Here is a 24,579-nt window from a genome sequence, read left to right on the forward strand (position 1 = left end):
CCTCCCCCGCAAAGGGGGAAGGGAAAAGGCGTTTCGGGTCAACGCCTTGTCGACGTTTCAAAACAGGACCTACGGATAGCCGTAGCGGCTCTTGGCGGCGGCCAGGAGTTGGAGGGCCTCGCCGTCGCGGCCGGCCGAACAGGTCGAGGCGGCGCGCCTGAGGTCGGCACCGAAGCGGTCACCCACCGGCTTGTTGAGGTTGCCCGTCGCCACGTCGCTGTCGACCACGGCCTGGGTCCGGGCGATGGCCGGGCCGCAGCCCGAGCCCGATGGCAGGACCAGGGGGGCCGCGAGTGCGGGCGCTGCAGCGACGGGCGGGGCGGCCGCCTTGGGCTGGCAGGCGCCCAGCAGCGCGGCGGCGGCGAGGAGCAGGCTGACACGAAGCAGCGGCACGCGGGCGGTTCCCAGTCCGGCGCGCGGGGCGGCGCCGGGCCGGGTTTTCGCTCGGCGCCGCGGACCGGTCAATCGCCGCCGCGCCACAGGTCCGCGGCGGAGGCCTACTTCGCCTTGTCGGCGATGGCCTTGAGCCCCGAGTCGTAGATGCCCTGGATCGCGTCCGTGGCCACGGTGTCCGGGGCGCCCTTGGCGTTGAACGTGCCCTGCCAGCTCACCTTCGAGCCGGAGCCCTCGGGGGCCACCGCGAGGGTCGACTTGTAATCGGAGACCGGGAGCGGGCTCTCGACGATGGCGTAGGTGTAGCTCATCACCTTGTCGTCGCGGGAGACCTGCTCCTCGACGATGCTGCCGCCGCCCTTGAGGCCGAGGGTGCGCAGCTTGCGCCCGTCCTTCTCCGAGAGGGCGCAGGTCTCGACCACCGGGTGCCAGGTGCCGATGCCGCAGAAGTCGCCGATGGTCTGCCAGACCTTGGCCGGGGGCACGGCCACGTCGACCGAGCGCTGCACCTCCAGGGCGTAGCCCGGCGCGGTGCAGGCGATGAGCGCGAGGGCGGGCAGTGCAAGGGTCCGCAACATATCGGGGGTCTCCATCCGGTTCTGGTCTCGCGCGGCAACGCCGCGCCGGCTCTCGGGGCCGCGTGGGAGCTAGGCTTCCCAACCCCGGGCGGCAATGGCGGCCGGGCCGAAGGCGGCCTGGAAACGCGCCTCCTTCGGCGCGCGAACCATGCCGACCGCCCGTCCGTTGACACGCGCCCTCGCCAATCCCTGCCGGAGACCCGCATGCCCCTCGATCCCGCGCTCAGCGAGCGCATCCGGGCCTCCGTCGCGGAGGGCTTTGCCGCGCAGGTGGCCCACACCCAGGCGCTGGTGCGCTTCGCCTCCATCCGCGGGCAGGAGGGCGCGATCCAGGATTTCGTGTTCGAGACGTTCCGCGCGCGGGGTCTCGCCACGGAGCGCTTCGCGATGGACCGGGCGGCGCTCGCGGCCCATCCGGGCGGGGCCAAGATCACGGACGCGCATTCCGAGGCGCCGATCGTGGTGGGCATCCACCGGCCGCGCGGGCAAGCCGGGCGCTCGCTGATCCTCCAGGCCCACGTGGATGTGGTGCCGCCCGGCCCCCTCGACCTCTGGACGCATCCGCCCTTCGAGCCGGTGATCGACGGGGACTGGCTCTACGGCCGGGGCGGGGCCGACATGAAGGCGGGCCATGCGGCCAACCTCTTCGCCCTCGACGCGCTTAACCGCATCGGCCTGCAGCCGGCGGCCACCGTCACGGTGCAGTCCGTCGTGGAGGAGGAATCCACCGGCAACGGCGCGCTGGCCGCGCACCTGCGCGGCTATCGGGCCGACGCGGTGCTGATCCCGGAGCCCGAGGAGGAGATGTTGGTGCGGGCCAATACCGGCGTGCTCTGGTTCACCGTCGAGGTCCGCGGCCGGCCGGTCCACGTGCGCGAGATGGGGGCGGGCGCCAACGCCATCGATGCGACCTACCGGGTGATCGGGACGCTGCGCGATTTGGAGGCGCGCTGGAACGCCGACCGGGCGGGCCGGCCGCACTTTTCCGACGCGGAGCACCCGATCAACCTCAACGTCGGCCGGATCGAGGGCGGCGACTGGGCCTCCTCCGTCCCGGCCTGGTGCCGGATCGACTGCCGCATCGCCCTCTATCCGGGCGTCGGGGCGGCCGATGCCGCGGCCGAAATCGAGGCGGCGGTCGCAGACTTCGCCCGCACCGATCCCTTCCTGTCGAACACGCCGCCCCGGGTCGCCTTCAACGGCTTCTTCGCCGAGGGCTACGTGCTGGAGGCGTCGGACGCCGAGGCGGTACTCGGCTGGGCGCACGCGCAAGCCACGGGCCGCGCGCTGGAGAGCTTCATGTCGCCCTGCTACCTCGATGCGCGGGTCCATGCCCTCTACGAGCGGGTGCCGGCCCTCTGCTACGGCCCCGTCAGCCAGAACATCCACGGTTTCGACGAGCGCGTCAGCCTCGCCTCGGTGCAGCGGGTCACCACCGCGATGGCGCTGTTCGTGGCCGAATGGTGCGGGGTGGAGCCGGTGGCGGGGCGTGGTGGTGTCTCGGTCTGAAGTTCGAGCGCCGGTCGACCGGCTGCTATCGACCCACCTTTGACCCTCGGAAAGTCTGCCTACCAGCACCTCGATCAGCCTCGAACACCCGGTCCAACACCATGAAACACGCCTGAAACGCGGGACATCATCGGCCCGAAACACAGTCGTCTCATCCAGGGCGCTGCGCCGATCCTCAAGATTGATCGAGGCTCAGCCGTTGGGAGATCGCGATGTTCAAGATGACCCTTGGGGCCCTCGCCCTCGCCCTCTCGCTCGCTCAGGCCATTGCCGCACCGAGCGAGAGCCGCCTCACCTTCGTGGGCCACGCCCTCATCGAGAAGACCAACACCGTCTCGCCGCAAGGCGGCCTCATCGAGTTCGCGCCCGCCCACGAGACGGGCGAGAACTGGACCCGTCTCGTCAGCTACCGCGCCCTCCCCGACAGCCGGCAGACCGCCTATGAGACGGCGTCGACGCACGCACGCCAGATGCGCGAGCGCTATCCAAGCGAGCGCTACCCAGGATCGGTGATTCGAGCCTACGAGGGTCGGGGCGAGGCGCTGGCCGAGTTCAGCATCGTCATGCCCGGCGGGACGATCGAGTACAGCGTGTTTCGCTACGCCCCCGGGCCGGCCGGGCGCGGCCTGGTTTCGCTGCGGTACAGCCGACGCTTGAGCGACGGCGAGGTCGGCGCGATGCCCAAGGAGGCCGCGCGTTGGGCGAGAGAGGTCGCACGTTTCGACATGAACCGCGTCCGCACCGCCCTCACGCAGTCCCGGGACTGAGAGGCGCTCTATCGAGGCCGCCTACTCGATGGGGCCTGCATTCTCGAGCATGGAGGGGCGAACATGAATTCGATCGGATCGGTGATCGGCAGGGGACTGCTTGCAGCGGGTTTGCTGATACCGGCGGGGTCGGCGCTGGCCGCGGGGAGCGATGACGGTTTCGCAGCGTTCTGGACGCAATTCAAAGCTGCCGTCGGCAAGAGCGACCAGAATGCCGTATCGCAGATGATCAAATATCCGGTCGTCTACAACGATCTACGGCAAGTGGCGGATTTCCCGGTGATCTGGAAGGGGGCTTTCAAACCGGCGCAGCGGACGTGTCTTGCCAAGCAGAAGCCCATCAAGGACACCAACGAGGGTAAAGTCAGTTATTCCGCTTTCTGCGGCGAGATCATCTACGTTTTCGGCAAGGCTGATGCCGGCTGGAAATTGACGGATTTTTCCGTAAACGATTGATAGGACCGGCCCTGGCATCGACCGGCCTCAGCAGGTCTCGGCCAGCCCCCTTTTCGTCGGCATCGCGTCAACCGACGGCCTGCCTCGCCGTCCCGGCGCTCTGTGCCGGCTACGCCACCGCCCACACGTCAGTCGGTCAGCATATGTCTCGCTACATCGCCCTCGCGGGCCCGTGCATCGCTCTCCTCTCTGCCTCACCCGTTCTGGCGGACCCGAAATGTGATGGACCGGAGAGTTGGCCGGCAGCCATGACCCATGTTCAACTCAAGAACGCCGGCGTTCTCGTAAACGACGAGGTGGATTTTGGCCGCACGGCCGTACAGCAGATTGCAAGCCAGAGGATAAGGAAAAACCTTTATCGACAGGTTTTCAAGATTGTCTTTCATTTGAAGAACGGCAGGCTGATTCAGGCCATCGCCGTGAGCGACGCTTCTAAGGAGGAGTGCTCGATGTCTGACGTCACCGTCTACAGGATTTCTGCCCCGCTCCTGAATGAGTCCGCCAAGGGTCGGCATCAGATGTTGGCCGACGGTCGAACTTCGAATTGGTGACACCACCCGAATATCGGGTCCGACGTGCAGTCGGCCTCTGCGGGTGGACGAACGGCGGCCCTGGGCGCCTTACCGAACGGTCGCCTTCTGGCGTCTGGCCAACGGCGGATACCCACCCGTTGCCGAACTCTTGGCCGGATTTCAAACCGAGACACGAATCCGGGATGACGGCCGCCTCCGCGCGGACACGCCGCTCACGCGGCCGGCTCCGTCCGCCGTCCCGCCTGCATGCGCAGGACGGCGTAGCACAGGATCGCGACGGGCAGGCCGATCAGGGAGGTGGCGACGAAGAAGCGCTCGAAGCCCAGGTGCTCGATGGCGAAGCCCGACAGGCCCGCGAGCACGCTGCCGGGGAAGGCGCAGAGCGAGGTGAGCAGGGCGTACTGGCTGGCGGCGTGTTCGGTGGCGGTCAGCGAGGACATGTAGGTGATGAGGACGATGGAGGCGAAGGCGTAGGCGAAGTTGTCGACGCTCACCGCCAAGGCGAAGGTCCAGAACCCGCCCCCGTGGGCGGCGAGGTAGGCTAGGCTCAGGTGTGAGGCCGAGCCGGCGATGGTCCCGACGAGCAGGCTCGCCATCATGCCGATCCTGGGCACCACGAAGCTCGCCAGGAAGGTGCCGCCTAGGGCGACCCAGAACCCGAACAGCTTCGTCACCGTGGCGATGTCGGCGTTCGCGTAGTCCAGGCTCTTGAACAGGGGCATCGCCATCGCGCTCGAGACGTAGCCGGGCATGCGGAAGCCCGCGACCATGAGCAGGATCGGCACCGCCATCGGCCCGAGGCGCGTCATCAGTTCCCGGATGGGGGCGGCCACGGTGGCGACGAAGCCCGGCCGGTCGTGGGAGGCCGCCCTGTCGGATTCTGGCTCCGGGGCCAGCAGCGCGGCGATCATGCCCGGCGCCATCAGGGCCGCCATGCAGAGATAGGCGGCGCGCCAGCCGACCGTGTCCGCGAGGTAGAGGGCGCCGGCGCCGGTCGCGAGGTTGCCCACGCGCCAGCCGATCTCCGCCCAGGACGACATCAGCGCCTGCCGCTCGGTCGGCGCGACGGTGATGCGCCAGCCGTCGATCACCACGTCCTGCGTCGCCCCTGCGAATCCCAGGGCCAGGGAGAATGCCACCGTCCAGGCCAGCCAGTGCTCCGGATCGCCGAAGGCGACGCCCGCGAGCGCCAGCATCACGCCGACCTGCGAGGCGACGATCCAGCCGCGGCGCCGCCCGAGCAGGCGGCCGAGGAGGGGCGCGTCGTAGCGGTCGAGGAAGGGCGCCCACAGGAACTTGAACTTGTAGGCCAGCGTCAGTTCGCTCATCAGGCCGATCGTGGCGATCGGCACCTTCGCCTCCGACAGCCAGGCCGATTGCGTCACGTAGACCAGCATGAAGGGCAGGCCGGAGCTGAAGCCGAGGCCCAGCATCGCGGCGATGCGCCGGTCGGTGACAAGCTGCATCGGCGAGAGCGCTTGGCCCGCGCCGCCTTGCGTGCCGGGATCGTGCATCGGGCTTGGTCCTCGCAGGGCGCCGGCAATCCAGGTGCGGGCTCAGGCCACCCGGTCGATCGCATCCCCGAGGATGCCGACGATCTCGCCGATCTGCGCCCGCTCCAGGATCAGGGGCGGCGAGAGGGCGATGATGTCGCCGGTCACGCGGATCAGCAGGCCGCGCTCGAAGCAGTCCACGAACACCTCGTAGGCGCGCTTCCCCGGCGCGTCGGGCCGCGATTCCAGCTCGATGCCGGCGATCAGGCCGATGGTGCGGATGTCGGTGACGCGGGCGCGCCCGCGCAGGTCGTGGATCGCGGCGGCCCAGTCGTCGGCCAGATCGGCGGCGCGGGTGAGCAGGCCCTCCTCGCGGTAGACCTCGAGCGTGGCGAGGCCCGCCGCGCAGGCGACCGGGTGGCCGGAATAAGTGTAGCCATGGAACAGCTCGATCCCGTCCGGCCCCTGCATCAGGGCGTCGTGGACGCTGCGCTTGGCGAAGACCGCGCCCATGGGGATCGTGCCGTTGGTGAGCCCCTTGGCGGTGGTGACGAGGTCCGGCACCACGCCGAAGAAGTCGGTGGCGAAGGGGGCGCCCAGCCGCCCGAAGCCGGAGATGACCTCGTCGAAGATCAGCAGGATGCCGTGCCGGTCGCAGGCCGCGCGCAGGCGCTCCAGGTAGCCCTTGGGCGGGATCAGCACCCCGGTGGAGCCGGCCACCGGCTCGACGATGCAGGCGGCGATGGTCTCGGCCCCGTGCAGGGCCACCAGCCGGTCCAAATCGTCGGCCAAGTCCGCCCCGTGCTCCGGCTGGCCCTTGGTGAAGGCGTTCCGGGCGGGATCGTGGGTATGGCGCAGGTGGTCCGTGCCGGGGATCTGCGGGAACGCCCGCCGGTTGCTGACGATGCCGCCGACCGAGATGCCGCCGAAGCCGACGCCGTGGTAGCCGCGCTCGCGCCCGATCAGCCGCGTGCGGGTGCCCTGGCCGATGGCGCGCTGATAGGCGAGCGCGATCTTGAGGGCCGTGTCGACGGATTCCGAGCCCGAGCCGGTGAAGAACACCCGGTCGAGGCCGGCAGCAGGCCCGCCCGGGGCGATCTCGGCCAACGCCTCCGCGAATTCGAAGGCGATGGGGTGGCCCATCTGGAAGGTCGGGGCGAAATCGAGGCTGTTCAACTGCCGCTCGACGGCCTGGGCGATTCCGCGGCGGCCGTGGCCGGCATTGACGCACCAGAGCCCGGCCGTCCCGTCGAGCACCTGGCGCCCGTCGTCGGCGGTGTAGTGCATACCGTGGGCCGCCACGAGCATGCGCGGGGCCGCCTTGAACTGGCGGTTGGCCGTGAACGGCATCCAGAAGGCGTCCAGCGCCGGGGTGTTCTTTCGCAAAGGCGCGTCGGACATGCGGCTCTCCGGGTTTCTCGCCGTCTCGTCAGGTGGCGCAGGGGAACCCGGTTTCGGGTGTCCTGCAAGGGCTCGCCCTGCATGGGCCGCGCCCGGACAGGGGACCCGGCTCAGCCGAAGCCGTAGAGTGTTCGCGGATTCTCGACGAACAGCATCCGGCGGCGGTCTTCGTCGGGCACCCACTCGGCCATCAGGTCGAGGAGGGTGGCGATGCGCGGCGGCCCGTCCCAGGCGGCCACGTGCGGCCAGTCCGAGCCCCAGAGGCAGCGCTCGGGTGCGGCCTCGTTCAGGGCGCGGGCGAAGGGGATGGTGTCGGCGTAAGGGGGGCCCTGAACCGAGGTGCGGAAGGCGCCGGAGAGCTTCACCCAGGCGCCGTCGCGCACGAGGTCCACCAGGGTCGCAAACCCCGGATCGTCCAGCCCGGCCGAGGTCGGCATGTGGCCCATATGGTCCACGACGAAGGGCACCGGCAGCCGCGACAGGCGGCTTGCCAGGGGCGGCAGCGTGCGCGCGTCGATAAGGAACTGGAGGTGCCAGCCCATCTCGCGGGCAAGCGCCCCGTAGGCCTCGACCTGATCGAGGCCGACGCCGCCGCCGAACAGCACGTTGAGGCGCAGGCCCGCGACGCCAGCCTGCTTCAGCGCCGCCAGGTCCCGATCCGGCAGGCCGAGGGGGATCACGGCGATGCCGCGCAGGCGGTCCGGATTGGCGGCCAGCGTCTCCAGCATCAGCCGGTTGTCGGTGCCGTGGACGCTGACCTGCACCAGCACGCCGTTGGCCATGCCGGTGGCGTCCAGCATCGCGAGATATTTTTGGGCCGGCGCCTCCGGCGGGGTGTAGCTGCGGTCCGCGACCAGGGGATAGGCCGGCCCTGAGCCGATGACGTGGGCATGGGTGTCCACCGCGCCCGGCGGCACGGCGTAGCGCGTCGGGCCGCCGGGATGCGGGTCGGGGGCGGGGCAGTCGCGGATCGCGCCCATCGGGTCAGCCATCCGAATCTCACCCATCCACATGCAGGACCTTGCCCCGCGTCTCGGGCAAGGCGAAGGCCGCGAGGAAGAACACCCCGTAGGCGCCGGCCGCGAAGATCGCGATGGCCGAGGCCAGCCCGACGCTGGAGGCGAGGTAGCCGACGAGCGCCGGGAACAGGGCGCCGAGGCCCCGCCCGAAATTGTAGCAGAAGCCCTGGCCGGAACCGCGCAGGCGCGTCGGGTAGAGTTCCGTCAGGAAGGCGCCCATGCCGGAGAAGTAGCCCGAGGCGAAGAAGCCGAGGGGAAAGCCCAGCACCCACAGCACTGCGTTGGAGAGCGGCACCTGCGTGTAGACCAGGATCACCGCGATGGCGCCCAGCGAGAAGATCAGGAAGAGCGGGCGCCGCCCGAGCCTGTCGGCGAGCCAGGCGCCGACGAGGTAGCCGACGAACGAGCCGACGATCAGCGCCGAGAGATAGCCGGTGGAGGAAACGATCGAGAGGCCGCGCTCGGTGGTGAGGTAGCGCGGCAGCCACGTCGTGATGGCGTAATAGCCGCCCTGGCAGCCGGCGGCTGCGAGCGAGGCCAGGATCGTGGTGCGCAGGAGCGGACCGGAGAAGATCTCCCAGAGCTTGGCCTGCTCGCCGGCGGCGCGGGCCCGGGCCCGGGTCTCGGCGGCGACCTTCGGCTCCTCGACGTAGCGGCGCAGGTAGAACACCAGCAGGGCCGGAAACGCCCCGATCACGAACATCCAGCGCCAGGCGGTCTCGGGGGGCAGGTAGGAGAACAGCACCGCCTGGGCCAGCACCGCCATGCCCCAGCCGACCGCCCAGCCGGACTGGACCGAGCCCACGGCCCGGCCCCTGTACTGCGCCCGGATGGTCTCGCCCATCAACACGGCGCCGGCCGCCCACTCGCCGCCGAAGCCGAGGCCGAGCAGGGCGCGGGCGACGAGCAACTGCTCGAAGTTCTGCACGAAGGCGCAGACCAAGGAGAAGAACGAGAACCACAGGATGGTGATCTGCAGGGTCAGTACCCGGCCGATGCGGTCGGCGACGAACCCCGCGATCCAGCCGCCGAGCGCCGAGGCCAGCAGCGTCACGGTGGCGGCGAGCCCCGCGGTGCCCGGATCGACCTTCCACAGGCTGATGATCGTGCCGATCACCAGCGGGTAGATCATGAAGTCCATACCGTCGAGGGCCCAGCCGGCGGCACACGCCCAGAAGGTGCGCCGCTCGGTGGTGGTCATGCTGCCGTAGAAGGCGGTGAGGCTGGCATCCTCGATCGGGACGGCATCGACCGCCGGGGCGGCCTCGGGCTTGCCTGTCGAACTCATCCGTCGTCGCCCCTCAGGCCGTCATGACCGGCACGAGTATCGGCGGCGACCGCCGGGCTGTCCATGCGCCGGCCTGACAGAGACTATTCGTTCTCCCTGCCGCAGCGACGCTTCCCTCTCCCGTAGAGGGGAGATGGAGAGGCCTGTCACCCGCCCCGCAGCGGGTCGTTCCCCAGCACGATCGGCTGCCCGTGCGGGGTCGCCTCGGCCGCGCGCAGGAACGCGCGGCTGCGGACCTCGACGGCGTCCGTCCCCGCCACGCCGCGTCGGGCCAGGATCGCCTCCAGGGCCGCGAGCCAGCGGCCGTAATTGGCGGGCGCCTCCGGACCGTCCGGGGGACGGATGGCGGCGCCCAGGGTGTCGGCCCACTCGGCCCAGGTGAACAGGCCGGATTCCTGGAGGGAGACCACCAGGGCGAAGACCTGCGCCTCCCACGGCGCCGCGAAGGGGCCGGGCTCGGGCGCGCTCATGCGGGCCTGGCCGCCGGCAGCAGGTAGCGCTCGAAGGCGGCGATGGTGACGTGGCCGCCCGGGTCGGCGCTCTCGCCCCAGAGCTCGGCCGCCGCGAAGGCGACGGTGTAGAGCCGGTCCGGATTCTCGCCCGCGCCATGGGCGTTGGTGTCGGGGAAGACGAAGGCGTCGTGCACCCGCTCGATCCGCCCGCGACGGCCGCGGACGTAGCGCGGCAGGCGGGTATGGCCGGTGGGATGCCGGTTGCGCCCCACCACCGCGTCGCCGACCGCGAAGCGCGCTGGGGCGGTCGCCGGGCGGTCGCTCGGGAAGCCGGCGCGGAAGCGGGGCTCGAAGATCTCGGCGGTGAGCACCCGCGCAACCGGCCTCGGCGGCGCCCCGGCCCGGCCGCTGGCGATCTCGTCCGGGCTGGCAAGGCCGTGGGCGGCCAGCTGCCGCTCCAGGGCCTCCAGCCAGATCCGGTAGTAGCTCGCCGACAGGTACTCGGCCGGGGGCAAAGACTCGCGGGCGGCGCGGCTCGCGTCCAGGCTCCAGGTGCCGGTGAAGCCCATCGCCATGGCGATTGCGAAGACGCGCTTCTCCCAATCGGCGTGGAACACCGGTTCGTCCGCCTCCGGCACCACCGGCCCGAAGCCGTGGGCGCCGCCGAGGTCCTGCGCGCCGTTCACGGCCGGGCCTCCCCGGCCGGGCTGTGGGCCAAGCCGGTGCCGATCATCGCATCGCGGGTGACGAGGCCCGCGAGTTGCGCCTCGTCGAGGCCCTTGCTGCCGGCCGGCCGCATCGGCAGCACCATGAAGCGGGTCTCGGCGGTGGAATCCCAGACCGTGATGCGGGTCGTCTCCGGCAAGGTCACGCCGAACTCGGCCAGCACCCCGCGCGGGTCGATCACGGCGCGGGCCCGGTAGGGAGGCGCCTTGTACCAGACGGGGGGCAGGCCGAGCACCGGCCAGGGGTAGCAGGAGCACAGGGTGCAGACGACGAGGTTGTGGGTGTCGGGGGTGTTCTCGACCACGATCATGTGCTCGCCGCCGCGCCCGCCGATCCCGAGTTCGGCGATGGCCGGGGTCGCGTCTGCGAGGAGGCGCGCGCGAAAATCCGGATCGGTCCATGCGCGGGCGACCACGCGGGCGCCGTTGTGCGGCCCGACCTTGGTCTCGTACATCTCCACCAGGGCGTCGAGGGCAGCGGGCTCGACGTAGCCCTTCTCCACCAGCAGCGATTCCAGCGCCCGCACCCGCGCCTCGATCGGCGAGAGCTCGCTGCCGTGGGGGTGGTCGTGATCGTGGGAATGGTCCTGCGCCATCCTGCGCCCCTTCTGCCCCGGCCGACCGGACCGTCTCGGCCTATCCTCACCGCCCGCGCGGCGAGGTCAACCGAGGCCCGGCCGAGGCCCCTTGCGCCCGGCCCGGCGCGGAGGCCACCATAGGCGCCCGCGGGCGGCAACAACGAGGGTCCAGGACGTTGGAAGCAGGCAAGACTTTGGAATCGGGCAGGACTTCGGAATTGGGCAGGACTTCGGAATTGGGCAAGACTTCGGGATCGGGGATGAACGGTGCGGAAAGCCTCGTGCGGACCCTCGTCGCCGGCGGCGTCGAGGTCTGCTTTGCCAATCCCGGCACATCGGAGATGCACTTCGTCGCCGCCCTCGACCGGGTGGACGGAATGCGGTGCGTGCTCTGCCTGTTCGAGGGCGGGGCGACGGGGGCGGCGGACGGCTATGCCCGCATGGCCGACACGCCGGCCTCGACCCTGCTCCACCTCGGCCCCGGCCTCTCCAACGGGCTGGCCAACCTGCACAACGCCCGCCGCGCCCGCTCCGGCATCGTCAACATCGTGGGCGAGCACGCCACCTACCACCGCGCCTACGACGCGCCGCTGACCTCGGACATCGAGGGGCTGGCCCGGCCCGTCTCGGCCTGGCTGCGCACGGGGCTGTCGGCTTCCGGGATCGCGGCGGACGGGGCTGCGGCGATCGCGGCCGCCCGCACCCCGCCGGGGCAGGTCGCGACGCTGATCCTGCCCGCCGACACCGCCTGGGAGCCCGGCAACGGCATCGTCCCGGTGCCCCCCGTGCCCGAGCGGGCGCGGGCGGACGACGGCGCCATCGCCGCGGCCGTGGCGGCGCTGACATCGGGCGAGCCGACGCTGCTGCATCTCGGCGACCGGGCGGTGCGGGACCGCGGCCGGGAGATCGCGGCGCGGATCGCGCAGAAAACCGGCGCCAAACTGCTCGCCATGCAGGCGAATGCCCGGATCGACCGCGGGGCGGGCACGGTGCCGATCGAGCGCCTGCCCTACCCGATCGACCTCGCCATCGGCGCCTTGAAACCCTTCCGCCGGCTGATCCTGGTGGGGGCGACCCGGCCGGTCGGGTTCTTCGCCTATCCCGGCAAGCCGAGCCTGCTGGCGCATCCGGATTGCGAGACGATCACGCTGGCCACCCCCGAGGAGGATCAGATCGAGGCCCTGGAGCGCCTCGCGCTCGCGGTCGGCGCGATCGGGGAGAAACCCCGGATCGCGGCGGGGCCGCGGCCGGATCTGCCGGGCTCCGGGCCGCTCGAGGACGACGCCATCGGCCGGGTGCTGGGCGCCCTGATGCCCGAGGGCGCCATCGTCTGCGACGAATCCCTGACCACCGGGCGCAATTTCTTCGCCCTCACCCACGAGGCCGCGCCGCATGCCTGGCTGCAGCTCAGCGGCGGCTCCATCGGGGTCGGCATCCCGATGGCGACGGGGGCGGCGGTGGCCTGCCCGGACCGCAAGGTCATCAACCTCCAGGCGGACGGCAGCGCCCTCTACACCGCGCAGTCCCTCTGGACCCAGGCGCGGGAGCGCCTCGACGTGGTGACGCTGATCTGGTCCAACCGCGCCTACGCCATCCTGCGGGGCGAACTCGCCAACGTCGGCGCCCACAACCCCGGCCCGAAGGCGATCGGCATGCTGAGCCTGGACGATCCAGCCGTGGACTGGCCGAGCCTCGCCCGCGGCTTCGGCGTCGAGGGCCGGCGGGTGGAGACCCTGGCCGACTTTATCGACGTGTTCCGCCATGCGCTTTCCCGGCGCGGGCCGTTCCTGATCGAGGTCGCCCTGTGAGGCCGGCCGTGGCGGCGCGGACCGGCTCCCAATCCGCGCCTTTCCGCGCGCCCGTGCGCCCGACCGGCCTCCCCGGCGTCGGCCTCGGCCTTGCATGCCCCGATGCCGGCCAATTGCCGAACGGGGTGGCTCGGGACGCGCGTCTGGCGGACAGCCTGCGTGACGCCGATCCGGCCCCCGCTCGGGCTCGCCGCTGCCACCTCCCGCGGCTCCGTCCGCGGACGACGGAGACATCCCGGGCGTGAAGCTCTTCATCGCCGGTCTCGCCACCGAGACCAACACCTTCGCCCCCCTGCCCACGGGCCGGGCCGCCTTCCTGGCCGACTATGCCCGCCGCGACGGCAGCCGGAACCCGCCCCGCCTCAGCAACATCGGACTCAAGGCGTGGCGGGAGATGGCTGAGGCGGACGGGCACGCCGTAGTGGAGAGCCTGTCCACCTTCGCCCAGCCCGGCGGCATCACCATCGGCGCCGTCTACGAGGAGTTGCGCGACACCCTGCTCGTCGACCTGAAGGCGGCCCTGCCGGTGGACGCGGTGCTGCTGTTCATGCACGGCGCCATGGTGGCCGAGGGCTACGATGATTGCGAGGGCGACACCCTGGGGCGGGTGCGCGCCCTGGTCGGCCCGGACACCACGGTGGGCGTCGAACTCGACCTGCACTGCCACCTCACCGAGGCGATGCGCGGGGCCGCCGACGTGATCGTGATCTACAAGGAATACCCCCACACCGACATCGTGGAGCGGGCCCGCGACCTCTACCCCCTGGTGATCGGGGCGGCCTCGGGGGCGATCGCCCCGGTGATGGCCATCCACGATTGCCGCATGATCGACATGTGGCGCACCTCGCGCGAGCCGGTCTCCGGCTTCGTGCGCCGGATGGAGGCGCTGGAGGGACGAGACGGCATCCTCTCGGTCTCCTTCAGCCACGGCTTCCCCTGGGGGGACGTGGCCGACGTCGGCGCCAAGGTGCTGGTGGTGGCCGACGGCGATGCCGGCACGGCGCAGGCCCTGGCGCGGCAACTCGCCGGCGAGATCTGGGCCATGCGCGAGGCCGCGACCACGCGGGCGGATTCCATCGACGCGGCCATCGACCGGGCGCTGGCCTCGGCCGACCCGCGCCCGATGGTGCTGGCCGATATCGCCGACAACGCGGGCGCGGGCGCGCCCTCCGACAACACCGCGATCCTCGCCCGGCTCGTCGCGCGCGGGGTGCGCGAGGTGGCCACCGGCCTGTACTGGGACCCCGGCGCGGTGGGCATCTGCCGGGAGGCCGGTCTCGGCGCCAGCTTCATGCTGCGGGTCGGCGGCAAGTGCGGGCTCACCTCGGGCGATCCGGTGGACCTGCGCATCACCGTGCGGGGCCTGTCGGACGCGCACGACCAGGCGGGCCTCAGCGGCGGGCGGGCGCTGCTGGGCCCGAGCGCCTGGATCGAGGCGGACGGCATCCACATCGTGCTCGCCAGCCAGCGCCAGCAGCCCTTCGCCCCGGACGCCTTCACGGGCCTGGGCCTGACGCTGACCGACAAGCGGCTCGTGGTGGTGAAGTCGATGCAGCACTTCTTCGCCGCCTTCGCCCCCATCGCAAGCGAGGTCCGCTACGTCGCGGCCCCCGGCGCGGTACCGCCCGATTACGGGGCGATCCCCTACACCAAGCGCTCCGGACATTACTGGCCCCGCGTGGCCGACCCCTTCGCGCAGGACGCCCCGTGATACCGGAACTCGATCTCGACGCGGCCGGGATGCTCGCGGCGCTGCGCCCCTGGGTCGAGTGCGAGAGCCCGACCGACGATGCGGGCGCCGTCAACCGGATGATGCGGCTGGCCGCCCGCGACCTCACCCTCGCAGGTGCGGCCGTCGAGACCATCCCCGGCCGGATGGGCCTGGGCGACTGCGTGCGCGCCCGCTTCCCCCACCCCCGCCGGGACGCGCCCGGCATCCTCGTGCTCGGCCACCTCGACACGGTCCATCCCGTGGGCACCCTGGCCGCCCTGCCCTGGCGCGTCGAGGGCGGGCGCGCCTACGGGCCGGGCATCCTCGACATGAAGGGCGGCAACCTCCTGGCGCTTTGCGCGATCCGTGCCCTGGCCTCGGCCGGCATCGGGACGCCGCTGCCGGTCACGGTGCTGTTCACCAGCGACGAGGAGGTCGGCAGCCCCTCGACCCGCGACCTGATCGAGGCCGAGGCCGCCCGCCACCGCTACGTCCTGGTGCCGGAGCCGGGCCTGCCGGACAACGGCGTGGTGACGGGCCGCTACGCCATCGCCCGCTTCGAACTGGAGGCGACCGGACGCCCGAGCCATGCCGGCGTCACGCCCACCGAGGGCCGCTCGGCCATCCGCGCCATGGCCCGCAAGATCCTGGCGATCGACGCGATGTCGGATGCCGACTGCACGTTCAGCGTCGGCATCGTCTCCGGAGGGCGCTGGGTGAACTGCGTGCCAACCCATTGCTGCGGACAGGCCCTCAGCATGGCCAAGCGCCAGGACGACCTCGACCGGGGCGTGGCCCGGATGCTCGCCCTCTCCGGTGAGACGGACGGCGTCGCCTTCCGCGTGCGGCGGGGCGTGACCCGCCCGGTCTGGGAGCCGGATGCGGGCACGCTCGGTCTCTACGCGAGGGCGCGCGACGTGGCGCAGGGGCTCGGGCAGGCCCTCCCCCACGCCAGCGCGGGAGGGGGCTCGGACGGCAACTTCACCGGGGCGCTGGGCATCCCCACCCTCGACGGGCTGGGGGCGCTGGGCCACGGCTACCACACCCCGGAAGAGCACGTCCTGGTGGCGTCCCTGCCGGCGCGGGCGCGGTTGTTTGCCGGCTTGCTGACCGCCTTGGCCTGAGACCGGTCCCTCTCGCTCGTCGTCGGGAGACGAGACGGGCATCGGGTCCCCGGCCGCGCGGATTGGGCGTGACGCGCGGCCCGCATCATGCATTCATGTCGCACGGACGGCCGCGGTGCGGCGCAGGGGACCGGTTCATGGGCAAGGTCGTGGGCAAGAGTGTGGGTTCTGGATGGCCGGCGACCCTCGGGCTGCTGGCGGCGCTGGCCGGCACCGCGCCGGCCCTGGCGCAGGGCAAGCCCGTGACGATCCGCGCCGTGATGCATTCGGGCCTGCGCATCACGGACCCGATCATCACCACGGCCTACATCGCCCGCAACCACGGCTACATGATCTACGACACGCTGTTTGCCACCGACGCGGCCTTCAAGGTCCAGCCGCAGATGGTGCAGGATTACAGCGTCAGCGACGACACGCTCACCTACAGCTTCACCCTGCGCGAGGGCCTGAAGTTCCACGACGGCGCCCCGGTGAAGTCCGAGGATTGCATCGCCTCGATCCAGCGCTGGGGCAAGCGCGACGGCATGGGCCAGAAGCTCATGGAGTACACCGCCTCCCTCGACGTGGTGGACGACCGGACCTTCAAGCTGGTGCTGAAGCGCCCCTACGGGTTGGTGCTGGCCTCGCTGGGCAAGCCGTCGGCCAACGTGCCCTTCATCATGCCCAAGCGGATCGCCGAGACCCCGGCCGACCGCAACGTGCCCGAAGAGATCGGCTCCGGGCCGTTCAAGTTCGTGAAGGGCGAGTTCCAGCCCGGCCTCAAGGTCGTCTACGAGAAGAACGCCGACTACGTGCCGCGCAAGGAGGCTCCGAGCTGGCTCGCCGGCGCCAAGACCGTGAAGGTCGACCGCGTCGAGTGGATCAACATCACCGACTACCAGACCGCGGTGAACGCCCTCATCAACGGCGAGATCGACTACGTCGAGCAGCCGCCGCACGACTTCCTGCCGATCCTGAAGGGGGCCTCCGGCATCAACCTCGTCAACTTCAACACCCTCGGCATGTCCGGGATGCTGCGGATGAACTGGCTCAACCCACCCTTCGACAACGCGAAGGTGCGCCAGGCCGTGCTGCTGGCCGTGAACCAGCAGGACTACCTCGACGCGCAGATCGGCGACCCGGACTACATGGTGCCGTGCCTCGCCCTGTTCATCTGCAAGACGCCGAACGCCACGGAGGCCGGCGCGCCGAAGCCGGACCTTGCCAAGGCCAAGCAGCTCCTCAAGGAGGGCGGCTACGACGGCAAGCCCGTCGTCATCATGCAGCCGACGGACCTTGCGATCTCGGCAAGCCTCGGCCCCGTGACCGCGCAGGCGCTGCGCAAGATCGGCATGACCGTCGACCTCCAGGCGATGGACTGGCAGACCCTGGTGGGGCGCCGGGCCAAGCAGGACCCGGTGAGCCAGGGCGGCTGGAACATCTTCCACACCTTCTGGGTCAACGCCGACCTGCTGAACCCGGTCAACAACGTCGGCGTCAACGGGCGCGGCAAGGCCGGCGGCTGGTTCGGCTGGGCGGAGGATGCCGAGATCGAGGCCCTGCGCAACGCCTACGCCCTGGAGACCGACCCGGCCAAGCAGGTGGACATCGCCCGGCAGACGCAGGAGCGGGCCTACACGATCGGGATGTACTTCCCCACCGGCCAGTTCACCCAGCCGGCGGCGGCCAGCGCCAAGCTCTCAGGCATCCTGGAGGCGCCGGCGCCGGTGTTCTGGAACGTCGAGAAGAAGTGAGACCGTGTCCGCTTGATCGAAGCCGTAATCCGCATCGCGAAGCGAGCGAGCGGATTTCCTATGCGCGCCCGACCGCGGTGAGACCGGCAGGAGCTTGAATGGGGCGCTTCATCCTCGGACGGCTGGCCGCCACGCTCCCCGTGATGGGCGTGGTGGCGGTGATCGTGTTCCTGCTGCTGCGGCTGGCGCCGGGTGATCCGGCCGCGATCCTGGCGGGCGACGCCGCGACCCCTGAGCAGATCGCGGCGATCCGCGCCCGCCTGGGCCTCGACCAGCCGATGCTCGAGCAGTTCGCGACCTGGATCTGGCGCCTCGTGCACGGGGATCTCGGCACCTCCATCATCTCGAACCAGCCCGTGGGCCGGCTGATCCTCGACCGGATCGAGCCGACCCTGGCGCTGGCGACGAGCACCATCCTGTTCGCGGTCCTGGTGGCGGTGCCCCTCGGCGTGCTCGCGGCCTGGCGGCACGGCACCTGGGTCGACCGGGCGGTGATGGGGCTGTCGGTCGCCGGCTTCTCGGTGCCGGTCTTCGTGCTGGGCTACCTGCTGATCTTCGGCTTTTCGATGCAGCTGCGCTGGCTGCCGGTGCAGGGCTACGTCTCGATCGCGGACGGGCTCTGGCCCTTCCTCTCGCGGCTGATCCTGCCGACGCTGACCCTCTCGGTGATCTACATCGCCCTCATCGCCCGCACCACGCGCTCCAGCGTCCTGGAGGTGCTGGGCGAGGACTACATCCGCACCGCCCGCGCCAAGGGCGTCACCGAGGCGCGGGTGCTGCGCCGCCATGCCCTGCGCAACGCCGCCATCCCCGTGATCTCGGTGATCGGCCTCGGCATCGCGCTGCTCATCAGCGGCGTGGTCGTGACCGAGAGCGTGTTCAACCTGCCCGGCCTCGGCCGCCTCACGGTGGATGCGGTGCTCGCCCGCGACTACCCCGTGATCCAGGGCGTCATCTTGCTGTTCTCCGCGCTCTACGTCCTGGTCAACCTAAGCATCGATTTGTCCTACCTGCTGTTCGATCCGAGGATTCGCTATTGAGCGCCCTCGACGAGACGGCCCGCCCGCTCCCCGCCAACGATCCCGGTGTGCCGCGCAAGCGAGGACGGGCGCTGCCCCCGATGCTGCGCCATCCCGCGGTCCTGGCGGGCCTCGCCGTGCTGCTGCTCGTGGGCCTCGCGGCACTGGCCGCCCCCTGGCTCTGGACCGGCGACCCGATCCTGCTGCGGCCGCGCCTGCGCCTGAGGCCGCCCTCGGAGGCCGCCTGGCTCGGCACCGACGCCTTCGGCCGCGACGTCTGGAGCCGGGTGGTCTACGGCGCCCGCGTCTCCCTGGCGATCGGCTTTGCCGTCTCCGCCGTCTCGGTGCTGGTCGGCCTGACGATCGGGCTGGTCGCCGGCTACGTCCGCTGGCTCGACGCGGTGGTGATGCGGATCATGGACGGGGTCATGGCGATCCCCTCGATCCTGCTCGCCATCGCCATGGTGACCCTGTCGGGGGCCGGCATTGGCACGGTGATCGTGGCCATCGCCATCCCCGAGGTCCCGCGGGTGGCCCGCCTTGTGCGCGGCGTCGTGCTCTCGGTGCGCACGGAGCCCTACGTCGAGGCCGCCATCGGCGCCGGCACGCGGCTGCCGAAGCTCCTGGTGCGGCACGTCCTGCCCAACACCATCGCGCCGCTCATCGTCCAGGGCACCTACGTGGCGGCCTCCGCGATCCTCACCGAGGCGATCCTGAGCTTCCTCGGGGCCGGCATCCCGACGGAAGTGCCGAGCTGGGGCAACATCATGGCCGAGGGGCGCCAAGCCTTCCAGATCGCCCCCTGGGTGATCCTGTTCCCCGGCCTGTGCGTGGCCGCCACCGTGCTCGCGGTCAACGTGATCGGCGACGGCCTGCGCGACGCCCTCGATCCGCGCACCGCCCGCGGCGTGGGGGTCCGATGAGCCGGCCCGTCCTCGAAATCCGGAACCTGTCGGTGCCCCTGCCGCGGGGAGCCGACCGGGGCTACGCCATCGAGGACCTGTCCCTGACGGTCGCGCCGGGCGAGATCGTCTGCGTCGTCGGCGAATCGGGCTCCGGCAAGTCCGTGACGGCAGGCGCCGTGATGGGCCTGCTCCCGCCCGTGCTGAAGCCGTCCGCGGGACAGATCCTGCTGGAGGGCGAGGACCTGCTGAAGGCCGGTCCCGCCCGGATGCGGCGCCTGCGCGGCGGCCGCATGGCGATGGTGTTCCAGGAGCCGATGACGGCCCTCAACCCGGCCCTCAGGGTCGGCGACCAGGTCGCGGAGATGCTGGAAGCCCATGCCGGCCGGCTCGGCCGCGGCGCCCGGCGGGACAAGGTCCGGCAGCTGCTCGCTGACGTGCACCTGCCGAACCCGGAATCGCTCGCACGGGCCTATCCGCACCAGCTCTCCGGCGGCCAGCGCCAGCGGGTGATGATCGCCATGGCGCTCGCCAACGATCCGGCCCTGATCATCGCCGACGAGCCGACCACGGCGCTCGACGTGACCACCCAGGCGCAGATCCTGAAGCTGATGCGCGAGCTGCAGGCCCGGCGCGAGGCCGGCATCCTGTTCATCACCCACGATTTCGGCGTGGTCTCCGAGATCGCCGACCGGGTCGTGGTGATGCGCACGGGCCGTCTCGTGGAGGAGGGGCCGGCCGAATCCGTGCTCTGCCGGCCGCAGGATCCCTATACCCGCATGCTGATCGCCGCCGTGCCGCGGGCCGAGCCGCCGCCGCCGCGGGCGCGCCCCAGCCTGGTCTCGCCGGTGCTGGCCACCCGCGACCTGACCAAGAACTACGGCGGGCGCGGCCTGTTCGGCGGCGGCCGCCCGGTCCAGGCGCTTGACGGCATCAGCATCGCCCTCCAGCCCGGCGAGACGCTGGGCATCGTCGGCGAGTCGGGCTCGGGTAAGTCGACGCTCGCCCGCTGCATCGCCCGCTTCGTCGACCCCACCGCCGGGCACGTGCGGATCGGCGGGGACGACATCGCCCTTCTGCCGGCCCGCGCGCTGCATCCCTATCGCCGCCGCATCCAGGTGATCTTCCAGGACCCCTACCGCTCCCTGAACCCGCGCCGCACGGTCGGCCAGTCCATCGTCGAGGGGCCGATGAACTACGGCCTCTCCCGCGAGGCCGCGACGGCGCGGGCCAAGAACCTCATCGCCCTGGTCGGCCTCGATGCGGGGGCGCTCGCGCGCTATCCGCACGCGTTCTCCGGCGGCCAGCGCCAGCGCATCGCCATCGCCCGGGCGCTCGCCATGGAGCCCGACGTGCTGATCGCCGACGAGGCGGTCTCGGCGCTCGACGTCTCGGTGCAGCGGCAGGTGCTGGAACTGCTGGAGGCGATCCGCGAGCGCCTGAACCTCGCGATCCTGTTCATCACCCACGACCTGCGGGTGGCGGCCCGCCTCTGCGACCGGCTGATCGTGATGCTGGACGGCCGCATCGTCGAGGAGGGCGCCACCGCCGCCCTCTTCGCCGACCCGAAGCACGCCTACACCCGGGCCCTGTTCGCGGCGGCGCCGGTCATGAAGGCGCCCCCGGTGGAGGCCGTGCCGTAGGCGGCCCCGAAAACCACGGCCGGAACCGCCTCACATCGGATCGACCGGCATCGCCGGCACGCCGCCCGCCTCGATCGCCGCGCCGGCCAGCAGGCAGAGGTCCTCGCGATACCGCCCGGCCACGACCTGCAGGCCCACGGGCGTCCGGCCCACGAGCCCCGTGGTCACGGTGAGCCCCGGCAAGCCCATCAGGGGCAGGCCGACCTGGAGGAGGTTGGCCTCGAAGGCGCGGGCGACCGCCGCCTCGCCCTGGCGGTCGAGGTTATCCGGAAAGGGGAGTTCGGCCGAGACCGGCAGCAGCAGCACCGGATGCCGGTCGAGGAACACGGACCAGTCCCGCGCCAGGGTCAGGCGCCGGGTCAAGGCCCGCGCGATGGCGTCGGGGGTCAGCGCGCGCGCCATCGGGCGGAAGGCGGCCAGCAGCGCGAGGGCGCCGGGATCGCCCTCGCGCTCGGCCGCCTGTTCGAGGGCCGGGAAGCCGTCGCCGAGCCAGAGCTGCAACTGCAACGCTGCGGCCTCGCGGATGGGGGGCACGTCGGCGATCTCCGCGACGCTCCAGCCCGCCGCCTCCAGGCGTCGGGCGGCGTCCCGCAGGGCCGCCTCGACCTCCGGCACGATGGCGAGACCGCCCGGCCTGAGGCAGAGGGTGGCCCTCCGCGGGATCGACGGCCCGTCGAGGGGCACAGGCACCCACCAGGGATCGCGCGGATCGGGGGCGGCCATCGCCGCGAGAGCCAGCCGCAGGTCGGCGATGCTGCGGGCCAACGGCCCCGAGACCGCCATCAGCTGCGGGCCGATGCCGCGCTCCGGCGAGGAGGCGTTCCACGCCGGCACCCGGCCGAGGCTCGGGCGCAGACCGTGCACGCCGCAGGCATAGGCCGGGTAGCGGATCGACCCGGCGATGTCGGTGCCGTGGGCGATGTGGCCGAGGCCGGCCGCCACCGCAGAGGCCGCGCCGCCGGAGGAGCCCCCCGGCGTCAGGCCCGGGTCGCGCGGGTTCCGGGTGTGGCCGTGCAGGCGGTTGTCCGTGAACCAGCGCAGCGAGAAGGCCGGGGTGTTGGTGCGCCCGAGGACCACCGCGCCGGCCCGGCGCAAGTTCGCCACCACGGGGCTGTCGGCGGCGGCCACGAGGTCGCGCTGGAGCGTGAGGCCGTTGGTGGTGGCAAAGCCCGCCTGGTCGACGTTGACCTTGATCGTGACCGGCACCCCCGCCAGGGGCCCCGGCGCCTCCCCCCGGGCGAGCGCCGCATCGATCGCGGCGGCCTGGGCCAGCACGAGGTCGGGCCGGTGGTCGACCACGGCGTTGAGGCGCCCGTTGACCGCATCGAGACGCGCGAGCGCCGCCAGCGCCGCCTCGCGCGCGGAGACCGAACGGTCGCGTATCCGAGCGGCGAGATCGGTCGCGGACAGGCGCCAGAGGTCCATCGGGATAAGCTCCGTTGCGGGCCGGTTGAGTCGGCCGGGCGCGGCCATCCTGGCCTTCCCGGGCGGAGGCGGCAAACCGCGGACGCGGCGCCGCGCGGATTTCGAAACGGGCCGAGCGAGCGTGTTCAAGCGCTTCCCGCACTGCAGCGGAAATACTTAGGTATTGGCGGCCGGCAAGCCCTTGCCAGCGACATCGAGATGCGTAACGTCGCGCTCTCGCAACCGTATCCGGCCCCATCGATAGAGGATCGCACGCGTCAAGACAGGCAAGCTCCAACACAGGAAGACTCCCATGTCCGAGATGATTCGTGTCACACCGACCCAGGACGGCACCTATACCGTCTATCGCGGCCCCCTCGCTCTGATCTCCGGCCTCACACGCCTCCAGGCCGAGCGCTACGAGGCCAGCATCGCCCGCCAGCACCGCACCGGCCTCCTCTCCGCCGGAGCCTGAGCGCCCGCAGGCCCCGGCGGTCCGCTTCGCGGTTCGCCATCGCACGCGACGACCGATCCCGGCAGTCCTCCGCGGCCTCGGCTACGGATGTCTGCCCGGATCGGGCATGATCGTCGTCAGCCCAGGGACAGGGCTCCGAGGTCGCGGACCTCGACCTCGCCCTCGCCGTCGAGGCCGCGCTGCGCGGCCGTGATGACGTGCCGGTCGCCCACCTTCTCGAACGCGTAGATCAGGTAGGCTGCCCGGCGCTCGGGTGCCGTGCCGTGCGCGCCGGGCCGCGCCGAGGCGGAGGAGCCGCCGACGATCGGCACCGGCCCGCCGGGGCCCGGCACGTGGGCGAGGCTCGTGGTGTGGTTGTGGCCGTGCAGGATCAGCTCCGCGCCAGCCCGGGCGATCATCGCGGTGAAGGCCGCCGCGTCCCTGAGTTCGCGGCCCGCCGCCGCACCGCCGGGATGGGGCGGATGGTGGATCATTACCACCCGGCAGGGCCGGCCCGGCTCGGTAGCCAGCGCCCGCAGCAGCGCCTCGGCCGCGGCGATCTGCGCCGGCCCGAGCCGCCCACTCGCGGCGAAGGGAATGGTCGGGATCGCCGTGGACAGGCCGACCAGCGCCAGGGGCCCGCGCCGGCGCAGGTAGGGGAACCGGCCCGCAGAGCCCGCATCGTCCGCGGTCCAGTCCCCGCAGGCGCGCAGGAGCCCCTCGAGGGAGCCGCGCACGTAGGCGTCGTGATTGCCGGGCACGAAGCTCACGGCTTGCGGCGGCCCCAGCGCCTCCAGGAAGACGCGGGCGGTCTCCCACTCGCTCGGCAGGCCGATGTTGCAGAGGTCGCCGGTGCAGGCGACGTGGTCGATGCCCTGCGCCTTCAGGTCGGCGACGAGGGCGGAGAGCACCGCCATGTCGTGGCTGCGCGAGCGCCCGCGCCGCCAGTTGGCGTAGCCCGTCGCCCGCTTGCCGAGGAGCTGGCGCAGGCGCGGCCGCGGCAGCGGACCGACATGCGGATCGGTGAGGTGGGCGAGGCGGAAGATCAACGCGGGGACATCGTCAGGAGACCGGCCGGGGCACGGGCCCGGCATCGCGACTGGGGCAGCGCGCGTCAAGGGAGAGGGTTCCACGCGGGCTGCGGCACCCACCCGCCACCGACAGGCCGCGGACGACCTTGCACGGACGAGGCCGGGATTAAGGAAGACTTCAGCATCGCCGCACGAATCAGACCGCGGTCTTTTGCTGGAAAACATGCGATTTCAGTTACTTGACCCGCCTGTCATAGGCGGCGAGAGGCCCGGATTAAGCCTTCCTTCAGGGCCCCGTCCCAGCCTCCGCGTGGGATGCGAGCCCGCCGACGATCGCCGATGGCCGATCGTCGCGCCGGTCCGTCCCAACCGATGACGGGATGGGAAAGCCGCGCGATGTCCTCCGCTCCGACCCTGTCCGCCACCCTGGCCCGGGCGACCGATTACCTCGCCTCGACGGCGATGGCAGGCGCCGGCCGGGACGAGGGCGCGGGCCTGCGCTCGGCCCGCGACCTCGTCGGCACGCCGGGCATCTATTTCAACGCGGCCCTCAGCACG

At 71.6% G+C, this 24,579-nt stretch carries 23 protein-coding genes; 12 read left to right on the forward strand and 11 right to left on the reverse strand.

The genetic code is table 11. The features are described 5' to 3' along the window. Positions 1-69 precede the first annotated feature (69 nt). Together COGEMETH_RS17335 and COGEMETH_RS17340 are read right to left on the reverse strand one after the other, a co-directional pair. Complete coding sequence (locus COGEMETH_RS17335; RefSeq protein ID WP_238183853.1) at positions 70-393, reverse strand: hypothetical protein; 324 nt, start codon at positions 391-393, stop codon at positions 70-72. 104 nt (positions 394-497) lie between these two features. Next, positions 498-971: an SRPBCC family protein gene (locus COGEMETH_RS17340; RefSeq protein ID WP_238183854.1), complete on the reverse strand. Its 474-nt coding sequence runs from the start codon at positions 969-971 to the stop codon at positions 498-500. A 204-nt stretch (positions 972-1,175) separates the two neighbouring features. On the opposite strand from COGEMETH_RS17340, the gene COGEMETH_RS17345 reads away from it, so the two are divergent. The 4 genes from COGEMETH_RS17345 (at position 1,176) to COGEMETH_RS17360 (ending at position 4,254) form a co-directional block, all read left to right on the forward strand. Next, positions 1,176-2,480, forward strand: a complete 1,305-nt coding sequence (locus COGEMETH_RS17345; RefSeq protein ID WP_238183855.1) for an ArgE/DapE family deacylase — start codon at positions 1,176-1,178, stop codon at positions 2,478-2,480. A 212-nt stretch (positions 2,481-2,692) separates the two neighbouring features. Beyond that, complete coding sequence (locus COGEMETH_RS17350) at positions 2,693-3,247, forward strand: HI_0983 family protein (RefSeq protein WP_238183856.1); 555 nt, start codon at positions 2,693-2,695, stop codon at positions 3,245-3,247. Between the two features lie 63 nt (positions 3,248-3,310). Next, positions 3,311-3,703, forward strand: a complete 393-nt coding sequence (locus COGEMETH_RS17355; RefSeq protein WP_238183857.1) for a hypothetical protein — start codon at positions 3,311-3,313, stop codon at positions 3,701-3,703. 248 nt (positions 3,704-3,951) lie between these two features. Beyond that, complete coding sequence (locus tag COGEMETH_RS17360) at positions 3,952-4,254, forward strand: hypothetical protein (RefSeq protein WP_238183858.1); 303 nt, start codon at positions 3,952-3,954, stop codon at positions 4,252-4,254. Positions 4,255-4,448: 194 nt separating this feature from the next. Here COGEMETH_RS17360 and COGEMETH_RS17365 read toward each other — a convergent pair whose 3' ends face one another. The 7 genes from COGEMETH_RS17365 to nthA form a co-directional block, all read right to left on the reverse strand. Beyond that, the gene (locus COGEMETH_RS17365; RefSeq protein WP_238183859.1) at positions 4,449-5,750 is read right to left on the reverse strand and encodes an AmpG family muropeptide MFS transporter; all 1,302 of its coding nucleotides are present in this window, start codon (positions 5,748-5,750) and stop codon (positions 4,449-4,451) included. A 42-nt stretch (positions 5,751-5,792) separates the two neighbouring features. After that, complete coding sequence (gene aptA / locus COGEMETH_RS17370) at positions 5,793-7,130, reverse strand: omega-aminotransferase AptA (RefSeq protein WP_238183860.1); 1,338 nt, start codon at positions 7,128-7,130, stop codon at positions 5,793-5,795. A gap of 110 nt (positions 7,131-7,240) precedes the next feature. Then, positions 7,241-8,110 carry an amidohydrolase family protein gene (locus COGEMETH_RS17375; protein WP_238183872.1) on the reverse strand — a complete coding sequence of 290 codons (870 nt, stop codon included), beginning with the start codon at positions 8,108-8,110 and terminating at the stop codon, positions 7,241-7,243. A 19-nt stretch (positions 8,111-8,129) separates the two neighbouring features. Beyond that, positions 8,130-9,437 carry an MFS transporter gene (locus COGEMETH_RS17380; protein ID WP_238183861.1) on the reverse strand — a complete coding sequence of 436 codons (1,308 nt, stop codon included), beginning with the start codon at positions 9,435-9,437 and terminating at the stop codon, positions 8,130-8,132. Positions 9,438-9,583: 146 nt separating this feature from the next. Further along, positions 9,584-9,907: a nitrile hydratase accessory protein gene (locus COGEMETH_RS17385; protein WP_238183862.1), complete on the reverse strand. Its 324-nt coding sequence runs from the start codon at positions 9,905-9,907 to the stop codon at positions 9,584-9,586. Continuing rightward, positions 9,904-10,575 carry a nitrile hydratase subunit beta gene (gene nthB, locus COGEMETH_RS17390; protein ID WP_238183863.1) on the reverse strand — a complete coding sequence of 224 codons (672 nt, stop codon included), beginning with the start codon at positions 10,573-10,575 and terminating at the stop codon, positions 9,904-9,906. Before nthB ends, COGEMETH_RS17385 begins: the two co-directional genes overlap by 4 nt. Further along, complete coding sequence (gene nthA / locus COGEMETH_RS17395; protein WP_238183864.1) at positions 10,572-11,210, reverse strand: nitrile hydratase subunit alpha; 639 nt, start codon at positions 11,208-11,210, stop codon at positions 10,572-10,574. The genes nthB and nthA overlap by 4 nt, the downstream gene beginning before the upstream one ends. A 242-nt stretch (positions 11,211-11,452) precedes the next feature. Here nthA and COGEMETH_RS17400 point away from each other — a divergent pair, with 242 nt between their 5' ends. The 7 genes from COGEMETH_RS17400 to COGEMETH_RS17430 all read left to right on the forward strand — a co-directional run bounded on the left by COGEMETH_RS17400 (position 11,453) and on the right by COGEMETH_RS17430 (position 21,132). Continuing rightward, positions 11,453-13,000 (forward strand): acetolactate synthase large subunit, encoded by a 1,548-nt coding sequence (locus COGEMETH_RS17400; protein ID WP_238183865.1) that lies wholly within the window; start codon positions 11,453-11,455, stop codon positions 12,998-13,000. 241 nt (positions 13,001-13,241) lie between these two features. Next, complete coding sequence (locus COGEMETH_RS17405) at positions 13,242-14,711, forward strand: M81 family metallopeptidase (protein ID WP_238183866.1); 1,470 nt, start codon at positions 13,242-13,244, stop codon at positions 14,709-14,711. Then, positions 14,708-15,835 carry a M20/M25/M40 family metallo-hydrolase gene (locus COGEMETH_RS17410; protein WP_283215016.1) on the forward strand — a complete coding sequence of 376 codons (1,128 nt, stop codon included), beginning with the start codon at positions 14,708-14,710 and terminating at the stop codon, positions 15,833-15,835. Before COGEMETH_RS17405 ends, COGEMETH_RS17410 begins: the two co-directional genes overlap by 4 nt. Before the next feature lie 137 nt (positions 15,836-15,972). Then, a complete protein-coding gene (locus tag COGEMETH_RS17415) occupies positions 15,973-17,568 on the forward strand; it encodes an ABC transporter substrate-binding protein (protein ID WP_238183867.1) in 1,596 nt (531 codons plus the stop codon). A 98-nt stretch (positions 17,569-17,666) separates the two neighbouring features. After that, on the forward strand, positions 17,667-18,608 hold the full coding sequence (locus COGEMETH_RS17420) for an ABC transporter permease (RefSeq protein ID WP_238183868.1): 942 nt from the start codon (positions 17,667-17,669) through the stop codon (positions 18,606-18,608). Between the two features lie 80 nt (positions 18,609-18,688). Then, complete coding sequence (locus COGEMETH_RS17425; RefSeq protein ID WP_238183874.1) at positions 18,689-19,510, forward strand: ABC transporter permease; 822 nt, start codon at positions 18,689-18,691, stop codon at positions 19,508-19,510. Then, positions 19,507-21,132, forward strand: coding sequence for a dipeptide ABC transporter ATP-binding protein (locus COGEMETH_RS17430; RefSeq protein ID WP_238183869.1), 1,626 nt, complete (start codon positions 19,507-19,509; stop codon positions 21,130-21,132). The genes COGEMETH_RS17425 and COGEMETH_RS17430 overlap by 4 nt, the downstream gene beginning before the upstream one ends. A 30-nt stretch (positions 21,133-21,162) precedes the next feature. Here COGEMETH_RS17430 and COGEMETH_RS17435 read toward each other — a convergent pair whose 3' ends face one another. Further along, a complete protein-coding gene (locus tag COGEMETH_RS17435; RefSeq protein WP_238183870.1) occupies positions 21,163-22,557 on the reverse strand; it encodes an amidase family protein in 1,395 nt (464 codons plus the stop codon). 292 nt (positions 22,558-22,849) lie between these two features. Between COGEMETH_RS17435 and COGEMETH_RS17440 the strand changes: the two genes are divergently transcribed. Then, on the forward strand, positions 22,850-23,011 hold the full coding sequence (locus tag COGEMETH_RS17440) for a hypothetical protein (RefSeq protein ID WP_238183871.1): 162 nt from the start codon (positions 22,850-22,852) through the stop codon (positions 23,009-23,011). Positions 23,012-23,127: 116 nt separating this feature from the next. Here the strand turns inward: COGEMETH_RS17440 and COGEMETH_RS17445 are convergent, their stop codons facing one another. Next, positions 23,128-24,036, reverse strand: a complete 909-nt coding sequence (locus COGEMETH_RS17445; protein ID WP_238183875.1) for a metallophosphoesterase family protein — start codon at positions 24,034-24,036, stop codon at positions 23,128-23,130. Positions 24,037-24,579: the final 543 nt, after the last annotated feature.

Source organism: Methylobacterium trifolii, from assembly GCF_022179685.1.
Classification (GTDB): Bacteria; Pseudomonadota; Alphaproteobacteria; order Rhizobiales; family Beijerinckiaceae; genus Methylobacterium; species Methylobacterium trifolii.

What these genes read in the sequence shown, in the direction of transcription:
- COGEMETH_RS17340 (WP_238183854.1), bottom strand. Translation starts at nt 971, where the DNA reads ATGTTGCGGACCCTTGCACTGCCCGCCCTCGCGCTCATCGCCTGCACC.
- COGEMETH_RS17345 (WP_238183855.1), top strand. Translation starts at nt 1,176, where the DNA reads ATGCCCCTCGATCCCGCGCTCAGCGAGCGCATCCGGGCCTCCGTCGCG.
- COGEMETH_RS17350 (WP_238183856.1), top strand. Translation starts at nt 2,693, where the DNA reads ATGTTCAAGATGACCCTTGGGGCCCTCGCCCTCGCCCTCTCGCTCGCT.
- COGEMETH_RS17355 (WP_238183857.1), top strand. Translation starts at nt 3,311, where the DNA reads ATGAATTCGATCGGATCGGTGATCGGCAGGGGACTGCTTGCAGCGGGT.
- COGEMETH_RS17360 (WP_238183858.1), top strand. Translation starts at nt 3,952, where the DNA reads ATGACCCATGTTCAACTCAAGAACGCCGGCGTTCTCGTAAACGACGAG.
- COGEMETH_RS17365 (WP_238183859.1), bottom strand. Translation starts at nt 5,750, where the DNA reads ATGCACGATCCCGGCACGCAAGGCGGCGCGGGCCAAGCGCTCTCGCCG.
- aptA (WP_238183860.1), bottom strand. Translation starts at nt 7,130, where the DNA reads ATGTCCGACGCGCCTTTGCGAAAGAACACCCCGGCGCTGGACGCCTTC.
- COGEMETH_RS17375 (WP_238183872.1), bottom strand. Translation starts at nt 8,110, where the DNA reads ATGGGCGCGATCCGCGACTGCCCCGCCCCCGACCCGCATCCCGGCGGC.
- COGEMETH_RS17380 (WP_238183861.1), bottom strand. Translation starts at nt 9,437, where the DNA reads ATGAGTTCGACAGGCAAGCCCGAGGCCGCCCCGGCGGTCGATGCCGTC.
- COGEMETH_RS17385 (WP_238183862.1), bottom strand. Translation starts at nt 9,907, where the DNA reads ATGAGCGCGCCCGAGCCCGGCCCCTTCGCGGCGCCGTGGGAGGCGCAG.
- nthA (WP_238183864.1), bottom strand. Translation starts at nt 11,210, where the DNA reads ATGGCGCAGGACCATTCCCACGATCACGACCACCCCCACGGCAGCGAG.
- COGEMETH_RS17400 (WP_238183865.1), top strand. Translation starts at nt 11,453, where the DNA reads ATGAACGGTGCGGAAAGCCTCGTGCGGACCCTCGTCGCCGGCGGCGTC.
- COGEMETH_RS17415 (WP_238183867.1), top strand. Translation starts at nt 15,973, where the DNA reads ATGGGCAAGGTCGTGGGCAAGAGTGTGGGTTCTGGATGGCCGGCGACC.
- COGEMETH_RS17420 (WP_238183868.1), top strand. Translation starts at nt 17,667, where the DNA reads ATGGGGCGCTTCATCCTCGGACGGCTGGCCGCCACGCTCCCCGTGATG.
- COGEMETH_RS17425 (WP_238183874.1), top strand. Translation starts at nt 18,689, where the DNA reads ATGCTGCGCCATCCCGCGGTCCTGGCGGGCCTCGCCGTGCTGCTGCTC.
- COGEMETH_RS17430 (WP_238183869.1), top strand. Translation starts at nt 19,507, where the DNA reads ATGAGCCGGCCCGTCCTCGAAATCCGGAACCTGTCGGTGCCCCTGCCG.
- COGEMETH_RS17435 (WP_238183870.1), bottom strand. Translation starts at nt 22,557, where the DNA reads ATGGACCTCTGGCGCCTGTCCGCGACCGATCTCGCCGCTCGGATACGC.
- COGEMETH_RS17440 (WP_238183871.1), top strand. Translation starts at nt 22,850, where the DNA reads ATGTCCGAGATGATTCGTGTCACACCGACCCAGGACGGCACCTATACC.